The organism is Mesorhizobium sp. M1329 (genome assembly GCF_040318035.1).
GTDB lineage: Bacteria > Pseudomonadota > Alphaproteobacteria > Rhizobiales > Rhizobiaceae > Mesorhizobium.
Genome location: NZ_JAMYLN010000060.1, coordinates 1 through 16857, shown reverse-complemented (window position 1 = coordinate 16857; position 16857 = coordinate 1). Strand labels below are relative to the sequence as shown.

Below are 16857 nucleotides of genomic sequence, written 5' to 3'. Positions count from 1 at the left end.
AAGGTCATGCGCATCGGCCTCGCCGAATTCCACGCCATCAAGTACGGAACCAAACTCAATCTGCAAAATGTGTGAATCCGATAGCCGTCCTTCACGGGGAGAGGGTAAGGGTGAGGGGCAGCGCAAACACCCAAGATTGGCAGGGCGATGGAAACCGCCTTCGATCAGCCTGCCTCCCTTCGCCAGAACGAAATTGGTTGATCCAGGCTGGATTTTTGCGCGCACCCTGCGCCGAACTGCGCTAAAGGCTTTTTTGGCCGGACCAGCGCCCATCGTGGAAGTGCCCCGCCGGCCGACATCGCCGCCACGGGGCCTGATCCATGACCACAGAATCCCAAGTACCGTCCGACCAGCGCTATGCCGCCTTTCGCCACCGGCCGTTCCTGAGCTATTGGGCGGCGCGCTTCCTCTCGACATTCTCCACCCAGATCGTGTCGGTCGCCGTCGGCTGGCAGATCTACGATCTCACCCGCGACCCGTTCGACCTCGGGCTTGTCGGCATTGTCCAGTTCCTGCCTTCGCTGCTGCTGGTGCTGGTCACCGGCGACGTTGCCGACCGTTTTGGACGCCGCCTGATCATGGCGCTGGCGGTGCTGGTCGAGGCGGGCTGCGCCTTGGCCCTGCTGCTGTTGACGCTGCGCGGCCTCTCCGGGCCGATGCCGGTCTTCATCGTGCTCGCCATGTTCGGCATCGCGCGCGCCTTCTTCGGGCCGGCCTCCTCATCATTGTTCGCCAATCTGGTGCCGCCCGAGGATTTCGCCAACGCCATCGCCTGGAACTCGTCCGCCTGGCAGACGGCGACCATCGTCGGGCCGGTGGCCGGCGGCCTGCTCTACGGGCTTTCGGCCGAAGCCGCCTACACCACCGCGGCCGTGCTGATGCTCATTGCCTCCGTGCTGATCTTCACCATCCCGAAGCCCGCCCAGCGCAGCCGGACCGACAGGCCGACGGTACAGACCCTGTTCGCCGGCTTCGGCTATATCTGGAGCGAAAAGATCGTGCTCGGTGCCATTTCGCTCGATCTGTTCGCCGTGCTCCTGTCCGGCGCCTCGGCGCTGCTGCCGGTCTATGCGCGCGACATCCTCGAACTCGGCCCATGGGGGCTCGGCCTGTTGCGCTCGGCGCCCGGCGTCGGCGCCATCTGCGTCGCCATCTGGCTGGCCGGACACCCGATCCGCAACCATGCCGGCCTTGTCATGCTCGGCTTCGTCGCGCTGTTCGGCGCGTTCACCGTCCTGTTCGGCCTCTCGACCATCACCTGGCTGTCGATTGTAGCCCTTGCGCTGCTCGGCGCCACCGACATGTTCAGCGTCTATATCCGCGAGACGCTGATCCAGCTGTGGACGCCGGACGACGTTCGCGGCCGCGTCAACGCCGTCAACCAGGTGTTTGTCGGCGCCTCCAACGAGCTCGGCGAATTCCGCGCCGGCACCATGGCCGCGTTGATCGGCACGGTTCCGGCCGTGGTGGTCGGCGGCATCGGGGCGATCGCTGTCGCCGGCCTATGGGCAGTGCTGTTCCCGCAGCTGCGCAAGGTGCGTCATCTCAGGGGGCGAAACTGATTACCGCAGCGCCGGCTTGCCAAAAATCATCGGCAGGAACTCGCCGAGCCAGCGCTTGAGGTGCATGTCCCAGATCAGCCGGCCGCCGAGATGGTCGCGGCCGGGCTGGGCGCCGGGCAGTTCGAAGCGGTGAGCGCCGCGCACCACCCAGCGCTGCATCATCGCCCGGGTCAATTCGCCATGGAACTGGATGCCCCAGGCATTGTCGCCATAACGGAAGGCCTGGTTGGGATAGGTTTCGGCCGTCGCCAAAAGTGTCGCGTCCTTCGGCAGCGAAAAGCCCTCGCGATGGAACTGATAAACCATCTCCGGCCAATGCATCAGCCTGCTGCCCGCTTCGGTCGCCTTCAGCGGATACCAGCCGATCTCGACGAGACCCTCGCCATGACCCTCGACCCTGCCGCCAAGATGCTTGACCAGCATTTGCGCGCCGAGGCAGATGCCCAGCAGCGGCCGGTTCTCGTTGAGCGGAATTTTAAGCCAGTCGGTCTCGCGGCGGACGAACTCGTCGCCGTCATTGGCGCTCATCGGCCCGCCAAACACCACGGCGCCGGCATGGCCATCCAGCGTCTGCGGCAAGGCCTCGCCGAGCGGCGGGCGGCGGATGTCGAGATCGAAGCCTTCCTCGATAAGCATATGGCCGACCCGCCCGGGGCTCGAATGCTCCTGATGCAGCACGATCAGGATCTTTGGTCTCGGACTTGGCTTGGGCGGCATTGGAAGGCGGGATCCTGTCTATTCGTCGCTTGACGTTCCGGCAGCACCAGGAGCCGCGGCGGCCGCCTTGAGGCGCGCCTCGACACGGTCGCGACGTTCGACGCCGATCAGCTCGGCGACCCGCCAGACGGTATTGTCCTCGAGTTCGTGCAACTCGCCATCGGCATAGACGATCTCCCACATCAGGCCGATGAAGGCCTTTCGCGCCTCGGCATCGAGATGGCGCTTGAGCACGCTGGTAAAGGCGTAGAGGTCGATCGCCTCATTGTCGGCCCGCTCGCCGGCAGCCGCCAACGCATCGAGTTCGTCGCCGCTGATCGAGTAGCTTTCCGCCAGCACCTTCTTGAACCGCTCCCATTCGGTATCCTGGCGCACCCCGTCGGCGTTCATCACGTGGAAAAGCAGGGCGGACGCGGCAATGCGCGGATCGTCGGCGCTGGGGGTGGCGCCACCACCGGACGGCAGGTCCCTTAGAAACGACAGAACGCGTTCGAACATCAAATCATTCCCAATAAGCCCGGGTCCACTCGACCCTGATCAGAACAAACGAAACCGGCGCGTCGATTTATTCGCCGCGTCGTCGGGATCGACGCCGGGATCGTCGGGCAGCCGCGTCAACTCCTGCGCCGGCTCGACGGCCTCGGCATCTTCCGGCACCGCGGCAAACGCCGCCGCGGTGACCGGTGTCACATGATCCTCGCCGGCACGGTCTTCCGTCTTCTCCTCGGTCGCCGCGCTCGGCGTCTCGGCAGCAACCGCTGTGGGCTCGATCGCCTCGGCTGTTTCCTGTACCGGCTTGGCTGGAGCCCCGATGGCCGGCACCGGTGCCTCCGGCGTCTCTTCATGGCTGTCGATCAACTGCCCGAGCCGCTCCATCGGCGCCCGCCATTCGAATGCGTCGAGCCTGCCGGTGATCGGCGATACCGGAGCCCAGCGTTCGGAGACGACGCCGTCGGCGACCCAGGCCGGGTCGCGCGGCGCCCTCACCGCCTTCGACAGCAACTGCCGCACCTTGCCCTGGTCGCCGGTTTCGGCCTCCTCGATATCGGCGAGCAGCAGATAGGCGCCTTCGCTGCGATCCATTCGGATGGCGGCTTCCGCCTCGCGACGGGCGGTTGAAAAATCCTGCGCATCGAGCGCGGCGCGCGCCACGGCAAGCGAGGACTCGGCATGGTTCTTCTTCAGCTCCTGCAGCTTCTTTGCCCGGTTCAGCCGGTCGAGCACGGCATCGCCCGGCCTGGCATGGGTATAGAGCTCGGCGATCTCGGGATGCGGCTCGGCCTTCCACGCGGCCTCGAGGATTTTCGAGCCCTTGCGCACGTCGTTCTGCCGAAAAAGCAATTTCGCCGCGACGACCGCAGCCGGCGCGAAATCCGGCCGCAGCCGGTTGGCTTCGAGCGCCGCCGTCCGAGCGGCATTGGTATCGCCGTCGATCAGCGCCTGCGCCTTGGCGGTAAGCAGCACGGCGCGGCGCCGGTTGGCCGCATCGCGCTCGATCTGCCGGGTCGACTTCTGGGCGTCGACCAGTTTCAGCGCACCGTCCCAATCGCCACGGCCGGTCAGGTCTTCCAGCGTCGATTCGGCCGCCCAGGCCAGTTGCGGCGCCACCGCCGCCGCGCGGCCGGCATAGTGGCGGGCTGCATTGCGGTCGCCGAGCCGCTCGGCCTCGAGGTAAAGCCCGCGCAGGCCGAGCAGCCGCATTTCGGGATCGTCGAGCATGGTCTCGAATTTTTCACGGGCGCCCTCATGGTCGCCTTCGAGCAGCGAGGCCTGCGCGTCGAGCAACTGGATCAGCGGCTCCTGGTCGGAACGGATCAGCTTTGCCGCCTCCTTGGTCTTCTTGCGGGCGAGCGCGCCATCACCGGCACCGGCCGCGATCATGCCGGTCGACAGCGCCTGGTAGCCGCGGTCGCGGCGACGCACGCGGAAATAGCGCGAGATCGTATAGGGGCTGTTCCACAGCGCCTTGACCAGCCACCAGACGATCATCACCGCGGCAACCACGGCGACGACCGCAACCGCCGCGACCATCAGGCTGACCTGGTATTGATAGCCGTTGAAGGTGACGAGCATTTCACCCGGCCGGTCGGCCAGCCAAGCGAAGCCGAGCCCGAGCGCAAAGACGACGGCGAGGAAGGCGAGGATGCGGATCATTTGGTTCCTCACGCCTTCATCGCGCCGGCGATGAGCGACTCGATCTGCATCTCGACCTCCATCCGCGCTTTCAGCTTGCCGGCAAAGTCGGCGCCGGCGGCCTTGGCCGCGTCAGGCAGGGTTTCGTATTCGCTGAGCGCCTTGGCGTAGTCGCCCTGATTGACCGCGACCTCCATGCGGGCGACGGTTTCCGGAACGCCGGTGCCTTCGACGGCGCCGATCGGCCTGACCTTGACCAGCGATTCGGCGCTCGACAGCAGCTTTTGCAGGATGCCGGCATTCTGGTCGACGGGCGTCGCGGCAGCGACCATGGAGTTGGCGGCGGCGTCCGCGTCGGCGGCGATCTCGGCCCGCGTCGGGACGCCCTTTTCGGCATAGGCGCGCAGCGTCGCGATCTCGGGTGCATGGGGTGCGATCGCGGCAAAGGTTTCGAGCTCGGCGGCGAACGGCGCACCACGGTCGAGCGCTGCCTTGAGCGCCGAGGCGGCAATGGCCAGCGCGATCTTCGGCTGGGAAGCCTGTGCATCGACCTTGCCCGAGAGCTGTGAAACCGACTGTTCCAGGGCCGCAAGCCGGCCTTCCTGCGCCTTTGCCGTGTCGCCGGCGGATTTCACCAGCGCGTCGAGCGCGGCCAGCCTTTCGTTGAGCGGGCCGAGATCGACGGGCGCCGTGCCGCCGGCCTTGCCGAGGGCCGCGACCGCCGTCTCGATCTGCCGGACCTTGTCGCCAAGTGCTGTCACCCCGGCATTGTCGCCGGCGCCACTTTGCTCGACCGCCGACTTCAGCGCCGCAACGTCCGCCCTGACCTGGTCCAGCGCCGACGACAGCCCGTCCACCTTGGCCGATGCATCATTGTTGGCGCCGGCCTGTCTGAGGTCCGCGACCTCGCGCTTCAGCGAAACGATCTCACCATTGACCGCGTCGAGCGACACGCCGCCCGACCCCGGCGCACCGAGCAGGCCGGCAAATTGCAGCCCGCCGGCCGCGGCGAGCGCGATGACGCCGCCGATAATACCGGCGGCGATGCCGTTGATGCCGCTCCGCTTCGGCTGCGCTGCCATATAGTCGTCCCTCGTCTCAGCTGTCTTCTCGCCGGAGCCTGCGATGCCCGGTTCGTTGGCTCCTGTTGGGCTGGATGCATCGTCGAAACTGTAGTCTGAAACCGTGGAGCGACCGGCCGGCGCATCCGAACCGGCGGGGTAAGGGGTTTCCGTTTCCCTGGTAGAATCGGCGCCGGCATCCGCCGGCTCTCGCGTGCCGGCCGGCGCGGCTGCATCGGCATGTTCCCATGGCTCGAGATCGGTCTGGTCGGCATGCACCGGCTCTTCAGGCGGCTCCGGCTGCGAGGCGTTCGCCGCTTCCTCGGCCCGCGCCTCGTCGGTCTGCGCCGCGGCTGGCTGCTGCGTGCTGGCATCCTGTTGGTCGGCGAGTCGCGAGACGGCGCCGGGCTCAAGCTCGATGGTCACCGGCTCACGGCGGCTCTTGGAATGCCGCATCTTCGGCGTCTTGACCATGCTCGGGCTCCGCAAAATTCGCTTCGGGATGGTTTGAAGGGTCTAGCACATCACCAAGCGGTGAAAAGGGGCGGCGTGATGACGCCGCGGCTTGGAGTTCAGTTTTGGCAAAACGCCGCAGCGGTTTTGGGAAATGCCATGCGGGGCCAGAAACAAAAAACCCGCCTCGGCGGCGGGTCGTTGGGGCGAATCAGCACCATAGGTGATTTTCTAGCATAGCTGCCGGCACAAAGCAAGAACAAAATGTGGCTCGAGGGCGATCGTCCATGTTGGCGCTGCCCGCCAAGCTGCCGATCTCCCCCCTTGCGGGGGGGAGATGGCTGGCAGGCCAGAGGGGGGTGTGACAGAGCACCAACGTCGACTTAAACCCATCCCGAACCGGGATGGAGGGCTCGATTGGCTGACAGGTCGGAGGGACAGCACCCCCCTCTGCCCTGCCGGGCATCTCCCCCGCAAGGGGGGAGATCCGCAGCTTCGCCGACAGCGCCTGCTGCGGAATAAATTGAGGATGCCGGCAGGAGGTATGCCAACGTCCGGAACAGGCGGATGCCAGTCAGCACGACGCCTGCAAAAGCCCCAGCAAGGCATCTTCGCTGGGCTCAGGCGCAATCCGGATCCCGGCGACATCGCCCAGGGCCGCGGCGATGCGCCCCGACAAGGCGAAAAAGCGCGTGTCCTGAAAAAGGCCACGCAGCGCCGGCCGGCCAGCCAGGGCCTGCATCGCCATGGCCGCCTTGGCCGAATAGAGCAGCACCGCCTCGACCGGCCGGGCGGACAGGCGCGCAAGAACGGCCTCGTTGGAGTAATCCAGCGCAACGGTGTCGTAGGTCTCGACGGCGCGGACCTGAACGCCCAACGCCAACAGCCGCTCTTCGAAGTCCGGAAAGCGCACCCGCCCGCAGAGATAGACGATCGTCTGCCCCGCGTAACCGCCAGCAAGCGCATCGGCCAGCGCCTCGGCATTCTCCGGGCCTTCGCTGACCGACAGAAACCCGGCCGCGCGGGCGGCTTCCGCCGTCTTCCTGCCGACGGCGTGGCAGGGCAAGCCGACGAGTGCAGCGATGACCTCTTTCGGCGCATGGCGAACGGCATTGGCACTGGTGACCGCGACCGACGCCGCGGCGTCAGCGAGCGCGCCGGCGTCGACCGGCAGCGCCACGGTTTCGGTCAATGGCAGGAGGATCGGCTGAAAGCCGGCATCCGCAAGGCGGCGCGCCGTGCGCAAGGCGCCCGGTTCGGGTCTCGTCACCAGGACGCGGAGCATGTCAGGTCCAGCCGTCGAAGAATGTTTCGCCGGCCTTGGCCCGAACGGTCGCGGCGGCTTCCGCGCCGATGCGCGCCGCCTCCTGCGCCGGCCCTTGCAGCCTGACCTCATGCGACTGCGTGCCATCGGGCGAGATGATCAGCCCGGCAAAGGAAACCGTTCCGCCCGATATCGTCGCATGGCCGGCGATCGGCGTGCGGCAGGAGCCGTCGAGCGCCGCCAGGAAGGCACGCTCGCAGGCCAGCGCCTCGCCGGTCAGCCCGTCGTGGATCGCTACCAGCATCTGTTCCACGTCGCGGTCGCCGATGCGGCTTTCGATGCAGATCGCGCCTTGCCCCGGCGCCGGCGGAAAGACCTCGAGCGGCATCAGGTCGGTGACGACATCTTCGAGCCCGAGCCGCTTCAGCCCGGCATAGGCGAGGATGGTGCCGTCGGCGATGCCCTCGTCAAGCTTGCGCAGCCGCGTCTGCACATTGCCGCGGAACATCACGACGTCGATGTCCGGCCGCATCCGCCGGATCAGCGCCTGGCGCCGCAGCGACGACGAGCCGACCCTGGCGCCTTGCGGCAGGCCGGCAATCGTTCGCGCCGCCTTGCCGATGAAGGCATCGCGCGCGTCCTCGCGCGGCAGGAAGGCGGACAGTTCCAGCCCTTCGGGCAACAGCGTCGGCATGTCCTTCGACGAATGCACGGCGATGTCGATGCGGCGCGCCAGCAGCGCCTCCTCGATCTCTTTTGTGAACAGGCCCTTGCCGCCGGCTTCCGACAGCGGCCGGTCCTGGATGCGGTCGCCGCTGGTCGAGATGACGACCACCTCGAAAGCTTCCGCCGGCATGCCATGCGCCGCCATCAGCCGCGCCTGCGTTTCATGCGCCTGCGCCAGCGCCAGCGGGCTGCCGCGTGTTCCGATTTTCAAGGTTGTTTGCATGACGCGCCGTCCGTGATAACCCCCGGCAGATCGAGGCCGTTTTCCGGCTTTCTCCTATCGGGGAAAGGCCGGTTGCACAATCATCGAGGACAGCGACGAATTGATCCGCGTTCTGGGCATCGAGACGAGTTGCGACGAGACCGCCGCCAGCGTTGTGGCGCTGGACGGTCGCAGCACGCCGCAAATCCTGTCGAACATCGTGCTCAGCCAGATCGAGGAGCATGCTGCTTTCGGCGGCGTCGTGCCGGAGATCGCCGCGCGCGCCCATGTCGAGGCGCTCGACAGCATCATCGAGGCAGCGCTGGCCGATTCCGGCGTCGAACTCGCCGACATCGACGCGATTGCCGCCACCGCCGGTCCCGGTCTTGTCGGCGGGCTGATCGTCGGCCTGATGACGGCAAAAGCCATCGCCGCGGCAGCCAAAAAACCGCTGATCGCCATCAACCATCTCGAAGGCCACGCGCTGACGGCCAGATTGACCGACGGGCTCGACTTTCCCTACCTCTTGCTGCTGGTCTCCGGCGGCCATACGCAGATCGTCGCCGTGCGCGGCGTCGGCGACTACCAGCGCTGGGCAACGACCATCGATGACGCGCTTGGCGAGGCCTTCGACAAGACGGCCAAGATGCTCGGCCTGCCCTATCCGGGCGGACCGAATGTCGAGCAGGCGGCGGCAAATGGCGATGCGGCACGTTTTGCCTTTCCGCGCCCGATGAAGGGCTCGGCGCAGCCTGATTTTTCCTTCTCCGGCCTCAAGACCGCGGTGCGCCAGGCGGCAACGGCGATTGTCCCGCTGAGCGACCAGGATGTTGCCGATATCTGCGCCTCGTTCCAGGCGGCGGTAGCGGATGCGCTGGGCGACCGCGTTGCGCGGGCGCTGACCAGGTTCCGTCAGCAATTCCCGGACAAGGCCGAGCCTGCATTGGTTGTCGCCGGCGGCGTCGCCGCCAATCGGACGATCAAGGCGACATTGCAGGGCCTGTGCGGGCAGGCCGGGTTCAGCTTCGTCGCGCCGCCGCTTGACCTCTGCACCGACAATGCGGCGATGATCGCCTGGGCCGGCATCGAGCGGCTGCGCGCCGGCATATCAGGCGAAAACGCCGCCGATTTCGTGCCACGCTCGCGCTGGCCGCTGGACAGCATCTCGGCCCCGATGGTCGGCTCGGGCCGGCGTGGGGCCAAGGCATGACCGGCAGCGAGCACAAGGCGCCAAGCGGTTGGCGCGTCGCCGTGCTCGGCGGCGGCGCCTGGGGCACGGCGCTGGCGCTGGCCATGCTGCGCGCCGGTCATTTCGTCCGCCTCTATGCGCGCGACCCGGAGACCGTCGCGGCGCTCGACCATGGCGAAAATCCGCGCTATCTGCCGGGCATCGCGCTCGATCCCGGCATCGTGGCGACGAGCGACATCGAGGCCGCGCTCGACGGCGCCGACTGCGCTCTGGCAGTGGCGCCGGCGCAATCGTTGCGGATTATGCTGACGGCCGCGTCCAGCCATATGCCGAAAGGCGTCCCGCTGGTCCTCTGCGCCAAAGGCATCGAGCGCGACACCGGCGCGCTGCTGTCGTCCATTGCCGAGGAAATCCTGCCGGCAAATCCGGTCGCCGCTTTGTCCGGCCCAAGCTTTGCCACTGACGTCGCCAAAGGCCTGCCGACGGCCGTGGTGGTCGCCGCCCGCGACGAGGCTCTGGCCACCGACCTTGCCGCCCGTTTCTCGGCGGAAAATCTGCGCTGTTATTCGAGCGACGATCTGATCGGCGTCGAGATCGGCGGCGCGCTGAAGAACGTCTTTGCCATTGCCGCGGGTGCCGTCACCGGCGCCCGGCTCGGCGCCAGCGCCCAGGCGGCGATGGTGACGCGCGGCTTCGTCGAATTGCGCCGCATCGGCGCCGCCTTTGGCGCCAAGCCGGAGACGCTGATGGGGCTTTCCGGCCTCGGCGACCTGCTGCTCACCTGCTCGTCCGCGCAGTCGCGCAATTTCGCCTATGGGCTGGCGCTGGGGCAAGGCAAGCCGCTTGCCGGCTTGCCTTTAGCCGAAGGCGTGCCGACGGCGGCAATCGCCGCCCGCATCGCCGGCGAGCGCCGGATCGACGCGCCGATCATCGCCGCCGTCGCCGCCATACTGGACGGCACTGTCACCATAGACCAGGCTGTGACGGCGTTGATGACCAGGCCGCTCAAAACCGAAACCGACATGTGATCCCGAACGATTGCGGAGATGGAAAGATGCTGTTTGCGTTGATTTGCAAGGACAAGCCAGGAAGCCTACAGGTGCGGCTCGATACGCGGCCCGAGCACATTGCCTTTTTGGAAGGGCTGAACGGCGACAAGAAACTGGCCGTCGCCGGCCCGTTCCTCGACGCAGACGGCAAGCCGAACGGCAGCCTCGTCGTTGTCGACGCGCCCGATCTGGCGGCGGCAAAGACCCTGTCGGCGGCCGATCCCTATACCAAGGCAGGGCTGTTCGAAAGCGTCGAAATCCGGCAGTGGAACTGGAGCTTCAACAAACCGACGGACATCTAATCGGCGGCACCTGAGGAGGAGCAACACAATGAACTACTGGCTGTTCAAATCCGAACCTTCGGTCTTCTCCTTCGAGAACCTCAAGGCCAAGGGCAAGGCCGGCACGCAATGGGACGGCGTGCGCAATTATGCGGCGCGCAACAACATGAAGGCGATGCAGATCGGCGATCTCGGCTTTTTCTACCATTCCAATGACGGGCTCGACATCGTCGGCATCGCCGAGGTCTGCGCTCTGGCCCATCAGGACAGCACCACCGACGATCCCCGCTGGGAGTGCGTCGATATCCGCGCCTTCAAGGACATGCCGAAGCCGGTGACGCTGGAACAGGCCAAGGCCAATCCAAAGCTGGCCGACATGGCGCTGGTGCGGCTCGGGCGGCTGTCCGTGCAGCCGGTGACGCCGGCCGAATGGCAAGAGGTTTGCCGCATGGGCGGCCTGACGCCGGCGCCATGACGGCGCTGACGCCGGACAGCGCCAGGAAATTCATCCTCGACAACACGGCGCTGACGGCGCCGCCGCATGTGCCGGAGATCCGCCTGCATCTGGCCGACGAGGCGCACGAACTGTGGCAGCGGACAGAGGATGAGCTGACCGAAATCGGCCTGCCGCCGCCCTTCTGGGCTTTTGCCTGGGCCGGCGGCCAAGGCCTTGCCCGCTACATCCTCGACAATCCGGCAACGGTGCGCGGCAGGCGCGTGCTCGACTTCGCCTCCGGCTCCGGCCTCGTCGCGATTGCCGCGGCCAGAGCTGGCGCTGCGGAGGTGATCGCCGCCGATATCGACCCGTTCTGCGCGACAGCGATCCGCCTCAATGCCGAGGCCAATGGGGTCGAGATAAAATTCCTCATCGGCGACTGCATCGGTACCGATGCCGGCTGGGACGTGGTGCTGGCCGGCGACGTCTTCTACGACAAAACCTTCGCCGACAGGCTGATGCCGTGGTTCGCCGCGCTGAAGGCGCGCGGCGGCGACATCCTCGTCGGCGATCCCGGCCGCTCCTATCTGCCGAAGGCGGGGCTGGAGCCGCTTGCCGTCTACGAAGTGGCGGTGACGCGGGCGCTGGAGGACGCCGAGGTCAAGCGCACCACCGTCTGGCGTCTTGCTTGACGGCATCGCCGAACAGGCGTTCCATCGCGCAATCGACCGGAGGGAACCATGGATTTTTCAGCAATCAATTGGCTGGCGGTAATCGTCGCCGCCGTCGTGGCGTGGCTGTTCGGCGCGGCCTGGTACATGGGCTTGAGCAAGCCGTGGCTGAAGGCCGCCAAGCTTGATCCGGCGACGATGAGCAAATCGATGCTGCCCTTCGTCGTCTCCTTCGTCGCGGAGCTCGTCATGGCGCTGGTCATGTCGCTGATCATCGGCGCCGTGACCGGCGGCGAACCGAGCCTGCTTGCCGGGGTGATCTTCGGCTTCGTTCTCTGGCTGGGGTTCGTCGCCACCACGCTTTCGGTCAACCATCGCTACGAAGGTTTCGGCTGGGATCTGACGCTCATCGATGTTGGTCACTGGCTTGGCGTGCTGCTTCTCATCGGGGCGGTGATCGGCTGGTTCGGCGCGGCGGCGGACTGAACGTCAGCTCGGGGTCCTGGCGATTTCCTCGAGAAGCCAATCGCGAAAGGCGGCAATGCGCGGATCATTCGCCGCACTTTCCGGATAGACCAGGAAATAGGCGAATTCGGGCGCGACCTTGATGCCGAGTTCGAAGGGCCGGATCAGCCGGCCCTCGGACAGGTCGTTTGCCACCATGGCGAAATCGGCGAGCGCTACCGCGTTGCCGTCGAGCGCGGCCTGGACGGCATCCGTCGAATTGCCGAACACGATGGTCCGGCTGTCGTCGAAATCGTCGACGCCCGCCGCCGCCATCCATATGCTCCAATTCGGCCAGGTGACGCCTTGGCGCGACCACTCGATATGGGCCAGCGTATGATGGAACAGGTCGCGCGGCTCCTTAAGCGGCGGCCCCGACCGCAACAAGGCCGGGCTGCAGACGGGAATGATGACGTTTTCGAACAGCCGGTGCGAGCGAAGCCCCGGATATTTGCCGGTGCCGAAACGGATGCCGACATCGACATCGTCGCGATCGAAGTCGCGCACCTCGTAGCTGATGTCGAAACGCAGCTCGATCGCCGGATGCTGCTTGCGAAAATCGTCGACGCGCCGCATCAGCCACTTCGTCGCGAATTGCGCGTCGAGGGTGACCTTCAGCAGCGCCGATCCGCGCGCCGCCTTCTGCGCCCGTGAGACGGCCCGGCCAAGCAGGTCGAGCGCGTCGGTCGAAGCTTCGAACAGCACCGCGCCCGCATCGGTCAGCCGGATCGTGCGGCTGGTGCGTGTGAACAGCACGATGCCGAGCTGATCCTCAATTTCCTTGATCTGGTGGCTGATCGCTGCCGGCGTCAGGCCGAGCTCGTCGGCGGCGCGGGTGAAATTGAGGTGCCGGGCCGCTGCCTCCAGCGTCCGCAGCGCACGGGTTCCAGGCAGCAGGCGCGCCATCAATGCCAGACGAGGAGGGTTCGGTCGAGCATTCCAATCCTCAAACAAAACTTGAAGATACAGAAAAAACTACTCGTTTCCCGTTTGAATTTCAATCCGCCATGATCTGAGCATCGAAGAAACATCAAACCGGATTTGATGTCCGGAGAAGCGGATTGCACCATGTCTGACATCGCCTTGCGTTCTGTAGTCCTCCGCCCGGCCTGGCTGCGCGCCGTGCTTGACTGGCTTCGGCATGCAAAAATCGCGATCAGTCTTCCCTACGAGAATGTCGAGAACCTCTCTGATCGCCAGCTGCGCGACATCGGCGGCGAACGCAAGGACATCGCACGCGCCATGGACCGCGAACTCGGCCGGCTCGGTCTTCTCGACATAGGATGGCAAAGGAGTAGGGGAGTAGGGGAGTAGGGGAGTAGGGGAGTAGGGGAGTAGGGGAGTAGGGGAGTAGGAAAAAGCTAAGCGGCGCGCCCGCGCCTGTCTCTACTCTTACTCCCCTACTCCCTTACTCCCTTACTGCCCTACTCCCTTATTCCCCTTACCTCACCACCCTTACCACCGTCCGCTCTGACAGCAGCGGCAGCAGCCGTGCCATGGTGCGGGCTGTTACGGCGACGCAGCCTTGCGTCGGCGTGAAGCCGGGGCGCGCCAGGTGGAAGAAGATGGCGCTGCCGCGCCCGCGCCGGCGCGGCACAATGTTCCAGTCCAGCACCAGGCAGGCATCATAGAGATCGTCGGTGCGCAGCATCCGCTCATGGCTGGCGCCATAGGGGATTTTGACCGGGCGGTTGTAGTTGCGGTCCCCAGGCACCTCGCACCAGCCGAGGTCGCGGCCGATCGGCGTCATCGCCAGCCGCGTCCGGCGGCCGCCGGCAAAACGGTCGCCGCGAAAATATCCCGACAATATCCGCATCGAGGCGAGCGGCGTGGCGCCGTCGCCCTCGCGCTTGCCGGCCGAGATGCCGCCATGCCCCAGTGCACACGGAAACACCAGTTTGCCGGCCTGCAGAAAGCCCTGGCTGGGCTGGCCAGGCCGCGCGCGCACGGTGAGCACGGTGAGCCCTTTCGGCAAAATTGCGCCGACTGCATTGCGATCTTGTTTTTTCTTGTATGATTGTGCCACGGAACAAATCACTGTGAACGGCTGTTGTGCCGGTCAGCTTCCGCATAAACAGGCAGCGGTCAACTGAAATCTCTTTTCAAAACAACGGATTGATCCATGACTTCACGCACCATTCTGATCGTCGACGACGATGACGACCTGCGCGGCACCCTTGTCGAGCAATTGTCGCTTTATGAGGAATTCGATGTCCTGCAGGAAGCGACCGCCGCCAAAGGCGTCGCCACGGCGCGCGGCGGGCTTATCGACCTTCTCATCATGGATGTCGGCCTCCCCGACATGGATGGCCGCGAGGCGGTGAAGATATTGCGCAAGGGCGGCTACAAGGCGCCGATCATCATGCTGACCGGCCACGACACCGATTCCGACACGATCCTTGGCCTCGAGGCCGGCGCCAACGACTATGTGACGAAGCCGTTCCGCTTTGCCGTGCTGCTGGCCCGCATCCGCGCCCAACTGCGCCAGCACGAACAGAGCGAGGACGCCACTTTCTCGGTCGGCCCCTACACATTCAAGCCCAGCCAGAAGCTTCTGATCGACCCGCGCGGCGCCAAGGTGCGGCTGACCGAAAAGGAAGCCTCGATCATCAAATATCTCTACCGCGCCGACCAGAAGGTGGTGACCCGCGACGTGCTGCTGGAGGAAGTCTGGGGCTACAATTCCGGCGTCACCACGCATACCCTCGAAACTCATGTCTACCGGCTGCGCCAGAAGATCGAGCGCGATCCTTCCAACGCGGAAATTCTCGTGACAGAAAGCGGCGGCTACAAGCTGGTTCCTTAAACATTTCATTATTCAAATAAGCGATCCGGGCGGGACGCTTTTCGGGTACGGTCCTGAGGCTGGAGGTGGTTTTGGATCGGCCTCGTAGGGGAGGAGTCGGACTGACGGTTCGGGGACATAGCTAGATGGCGCTGGATGACGACATCCGCATCCTGTCCACCGTGGGGCTCTTCGAGGGCTTTACGCAGGAACAGCTGCGTCTGCTCGCCTTCGGCGCCGAAACCACCATGCTGCAAGCCGGCCACAAGCTTTACCGGGAGGACGACGCGGCCGAGTCGGCCTATATCGTGGTCAGCGGCCGCATCGTCCTCTACCGCGAGCACAATGGCGAGCGCATCCCGATCGGCACCGCCGGCCCCGGCACCATGCTCAGCGAGCTGGCCCTGATCGCCGACACCAACCGGCTGACCAGCGCCTCCGCCGAAATCGATTCGGAAGTGCTGCGGCTCAGCCGCAAGATGTTCCGCCGCATCCTCGAGGAATACCCGGAGCTGGCGGTTCACCTGCACCAGCGCATCTCGGAGGATTTCCAGGCGATGATCCGCCGCATCGAGGAACTTGGGCCGCGTTTTGCCGGCTAGAGCAATTCCAGGAAAAGTGTGAAACGGTTTTCCGTCCGGAATTGCGTCAAAACAGAGAGATAGACCGGTTCTGCGTTTCCGTGAAACGACGAACCGGTCTAATGTAGCGCCTCTGGCCTAGCCAGAATGATTTCGGAACGCGAGGGCTCAAGGCCGGTGCGTTGCGGAAACAAGCTCGGCCTTGCGCCGTGCCGTCTCCAGTCCGAGCGCAATGAAGCGGCGCGCATGTTTGGCCAGCTCCATATTGTCGGTCCACAGATTGCGCCAGATCGCGGTTTTCCGCGACAGGTTCTCGTCGACGATTTCCGACGAGAAGGATTCGAAGCTGAGGTCGTCGCTGTAGCCGATGGCGGTCAGCGCATCGAATATCGCGGTGAAATCGATATTGCCGGTGCCGAGGAAGCCGCGATGGCTCTCGCCGATATGGACGTAGCCGATTTTCCTTGCGGCGTTGCGGATGGCCAAGCCGACATCGGCCTCCTCGATGTTCATGTGGAAGCTGTCGAGATGCAGGAAAATGTTGTCGGAGCCGCTGTCTGCGATGAAGGCCATGCCTTGCGCTGCGGTGTTGAGCAGGTTGCTTTCGAAGCGGTTAACGATCTCGAGGTTGAGGGTGACGCCGGCTGATTTTGCCGTCTCCGCCACCTCGGCCAGCGTGCCGGCGCTGCGGTCCCACTGGTCGCGGGTCGGCGCCTCGCTCTGCAAGCCGTGGCTGGTGCTGAGAATGCCGGCAACCTTCCGGCCGCCGAGATCGCGGGTCAGCGCGATCGTACGTTTCAGGATTTCGACGCCGTGCGCGGCAATCGTTTTGTCGGCGCTCGAAATATCGCCGTCGGCCGGCAGTCCGATGCTGATCGCAACGCTGAGGCCGAGATCGGCGATCCACTTGGCCAACCCGTCAATGTCGACATTGGCGGGGTCGAGATAGGAGAATTCGATCAGGTCGAAGCCGGCTTCCCTGGTGTTGGCCAGCGTCCGCTCGAGGTCGCCCTGCGCCGAGCTCGCCGACCAGACGAACGAATGGATTCCAATACGCGACATGATCGTCTCCGGTTATTCCAGCGGACCCCAAGTCCAAAAGCGGTTTGGCAATCCGTTGCTCGGACAAAAAGGTGGGGGCCGGGGAACCCGCCGCCCCCCGCGTGGGGGGGGGTGGGGCCCGCCGGGGCCGCCCGGTGGGGGTTAACAAGATCTGGCGCGCCGCCCGCAGATTGGGGTTGAA

20 protein-coding genes are annotated in these 16857 nt (G+C 65.5%); 10 read left to right on the top strand and 10 right to left on the bottom strand.

The genetic code is table 11. The annotated features are described in order from the left end of the window. A partial coding sequence (locus NKH21_RS31890) for a hypothetical protein (RefSeq protein ID WP_352671405.1) occupies positions 1-273 on the bottom strand: 273 nt, incomplete at its 3' end. 47 nt (positions 274-320) lie between these two features. On the opposite strand from NKH21_RS31890, the gene NKH21_RS31885 reads away from it, so the two are divergent. Further along, positions 321-1562, top strand: coding sequence for an MFS transporter (locus tag NKH21_RS31885; RefSeq protein ID WP_352671402.1), 1242 nt, complete (start codon positions 321-323; stop codon positions 1560-1562). Here the strand turns inward: NKH21_RS31885 and NKH21_RS31880 are convergent, their stop codons facing one another. From NKH21_RS31880 to hemC, 6 genes are all read right to left on the bottom strand, one after another. Continuing rightward, positions 1563-2279, bottom strand: coding sequence for a glutamine amidotransferase (locus tag NKH21_RS31880; protein WP_292657163.1), 717 nt, complete (start codon positions 2277-2279; stop codon positions 1563-1565). 18 nt (positions 2280-2297) lie between these two features. Next, positions 2298-2777: a tellurite resistance TerB family protein gene (locus NKH21_RS31875; protein ID WP_352671399.1), complete on the bottom strand. Its 480-nt coding sequence runs from the start codon at positions 2775-2777 to the stop codon at positions 2298-2300. A 39-nt stretch (positions 2778-2816) separates the two neighbouring features. Next, positions 2817-4433, bottom strand: coding sequence for a heme biosynthesis protein HemY (locus NKH21_RS31870; RefSeq protein WP_352671396.1), 1617 nt, complete (start codon positions 4431-4433; stop codon positions 2817-2819). A gap of 8 nt (positions 4434-4441) precedes the next feature. Then, a complete protein-coding gene (locus NKH21_RS31865; RefSeq protein WP_352671394.1) occupies positions 4442-5947 on the bottom strand; it encodes a COG4223 family protein in 1506 nt (501 codons plus the stop codon). Positions 5948-6500: 553 nt separating this feature from the next. Further along, a complete protein-coding gene (locus tag NKH21_RS31860) occupies positions 6501-7211 on the bottom strand; it encodes a uroporphyrinogen-III synthase (RefSeq protein ID WP_352869848.1) in 711 nt (236 codons plus the stop codon). Between the two features lies 1 nt (position 7212). Then, entirely contained in the window at positions 7213-8139 is a 927-nt protein-coding gene (hemC, locus tag NKH21_RS31855; RefSeq protein WP_352671388.1) for a hydroxymethylbilane synthase, read from the bottom strand. Positions 8140-8242: 103 nt separating this feature from the next. Here hemC and tsaD point away from each other — a divergent pair, with 103 nt between their 5' ends. The 6 genes from tsaD to NKH21_RS31825 are packed head-to-tail and all read left to right on the top strand — an operon-like array spanning position 8243 to position 12230. Next, complete coding sequence (tsaD, locus tag NKH21_RS31850; RefSeq protein ID WP_352671411.1) at positions 8243-9328, top strand: tRNA (adenosine(37)-N6)-threonylcarbamoyltransferase complex transferase subunit TsaD; 1086 nt, start codon at positions 8243-8245, stop codon at positions 9326-9328. After that, positions 9325-10335, top strand: a complete 1011-nt coding sequence (locus tag NKH21_RS31845; protein WP_352671386.1) for an NAD(P)H-dependent glycerol-3-phosphate dehydrogenase — start codon at positions 9325-9327, stop codon at positions 10333-10335. The genes tsaD and NKH21_RS31845 overlap by 4 nt, the downstream gene beginning before the upstream one ends. A 26-nt stretch (positions 10336-10361) precedes the next feature. After that, positions 10362-10658, top strand: coding sequence for a YciI-like protein (locus NKH21_RS31840; RefSeq protein ID WP_352671384.1), 297 nt, complete (start codon positions 10362-10364; stop codon positions 10656-10658). 28 nt (positions 10659-10686) lie between these two features. Continuing rightward, positions 10687-11112: an EVE domain-containing protein gene (locus tag NKH21_RS31835; protein ID WP_352671381.1), complete on the top strand. Its 426-nt coding sequence runs from the start codon at positions 10687-10689 to the stop codon at positions 11110-11112. Then, positions 11109-11765 (top strand): class I SAM-dependent methyltransferase, encoded by a 657-nt coding sequence (locus NKH21_RS31830; protein ID WP_352671408.1) that lies wholly within the window; start codon positions 11109-11111, stop codon positions 11763-11765. Before NKH21_RS31835 ends, NKH21_RS31830 begins: the two co-directional genes overlap by 4 nt. A 48-nt stretch (positions 11766-11813) precedes the next feature. Next, positions 11814-12230, top strand: a complete 417-nt coding sequence (locus NKH21_RS31825; RefSeq protein ID WP_352671378.1) for a DUF1761 domain-containing protein — start codon at positions 11814-11816, stop codon at positions 12228-12230. 3 nt (positions 12231-12233) lie between these two features. On the opposite strand, the gene gcvA is transcribed toward NKH21_RS31825, so the two are convergent. Then, positions 12234-13154: a transcriptional regulator GcvA gene (gene gcvA / locus NKH21_RS31820; RefSeq protein WP_352671376.1), complete on the bottom strand. Its 921-nt coding sequence runs from the start codon at positions 13152-13154 to the stop codon at positions 12234-12236. A 162-nt stretch (positions 13155-13316) separates the two neighbouring features. On the opposite strand from gcvA, the gene NKH21_RS31815 reads away from it, so the two are divergent. Continuing rightward, positions 13317-13562 carry a hypothetical protein gene (locus NKH21_RS31815; protein ID WP_352671374.1) on the top strand — a complete coding sequence of 82 codons (246 nt, stop codon included), beginning with the start codon at positions 13317-13319 and terminating at the stop codon, positions 13560-13562. A gap of 127 nt (positions 13563-13689) precedes the next feature. On the opposite strand, the gene NKH21_RS31810 is transcribed toward NKH21_RS31815, so the two are convergent. After that, complete coding sequence (locus NKH21_RS31810) at positions 13690-14226, bottom strand: L,D-transpeptidase family protein (RefSeq protein WP_245274862.1); 537 nt, start codon at positions 14224-14226, stop codon at positions 13690-13692. A 144-nt stretch (positions 14227-14370) separates the two neighbouring features. Here NKH21_RS31810 and NKH21_RS31805 point away from each other — a divergent pair, with 144 nt between their 5' ends. Together NKH21_RS31805 and NKH21_RS31800 are read left to right on the top strand one after the other, a co-directional pair. Next, complete coding sequence (locus NKH21_RS31805; RefSeq protein ID WP_023680479.1) at positions 14371-15054, top strand: response regulator transcription factor; 684 nt, start codon at positions 14371-14373, stop codon at positions 15052-15054. A gap of 125 nt (positions 15055-15179) precedes the next feature. After that, positions 15180-15635 carry a Crp/Fnr family transcriptional regulator gene (locus tag NKH21_RS31800; protein WP_352671371.1) on the top strand — a complete coding sequence of 152 codons (456 nt, stop codon included), beginning with the start codon at positions 15180-15182 and terminating at the stop codon, positions 15633-15635. Between the two features lie 147 nt (positions 15636-15782). On the opposite strand, the gene NKH21_RS31795 is transcribed toward NKH21_RS31800, so the two are convergent. Then, complete coding sequence (locus tag NKH21_RS31795) at positions 15783-16676, bottom strand: sugar phosphate isomerase/epimerase family protein (protein ID WP_352671369.1); 894 nt, start codon at positions 16674-16676, stop codon at positions 15783-15785. Between the last annotated feature and the right edge of the window lie 181 nt (positions 16677-16857).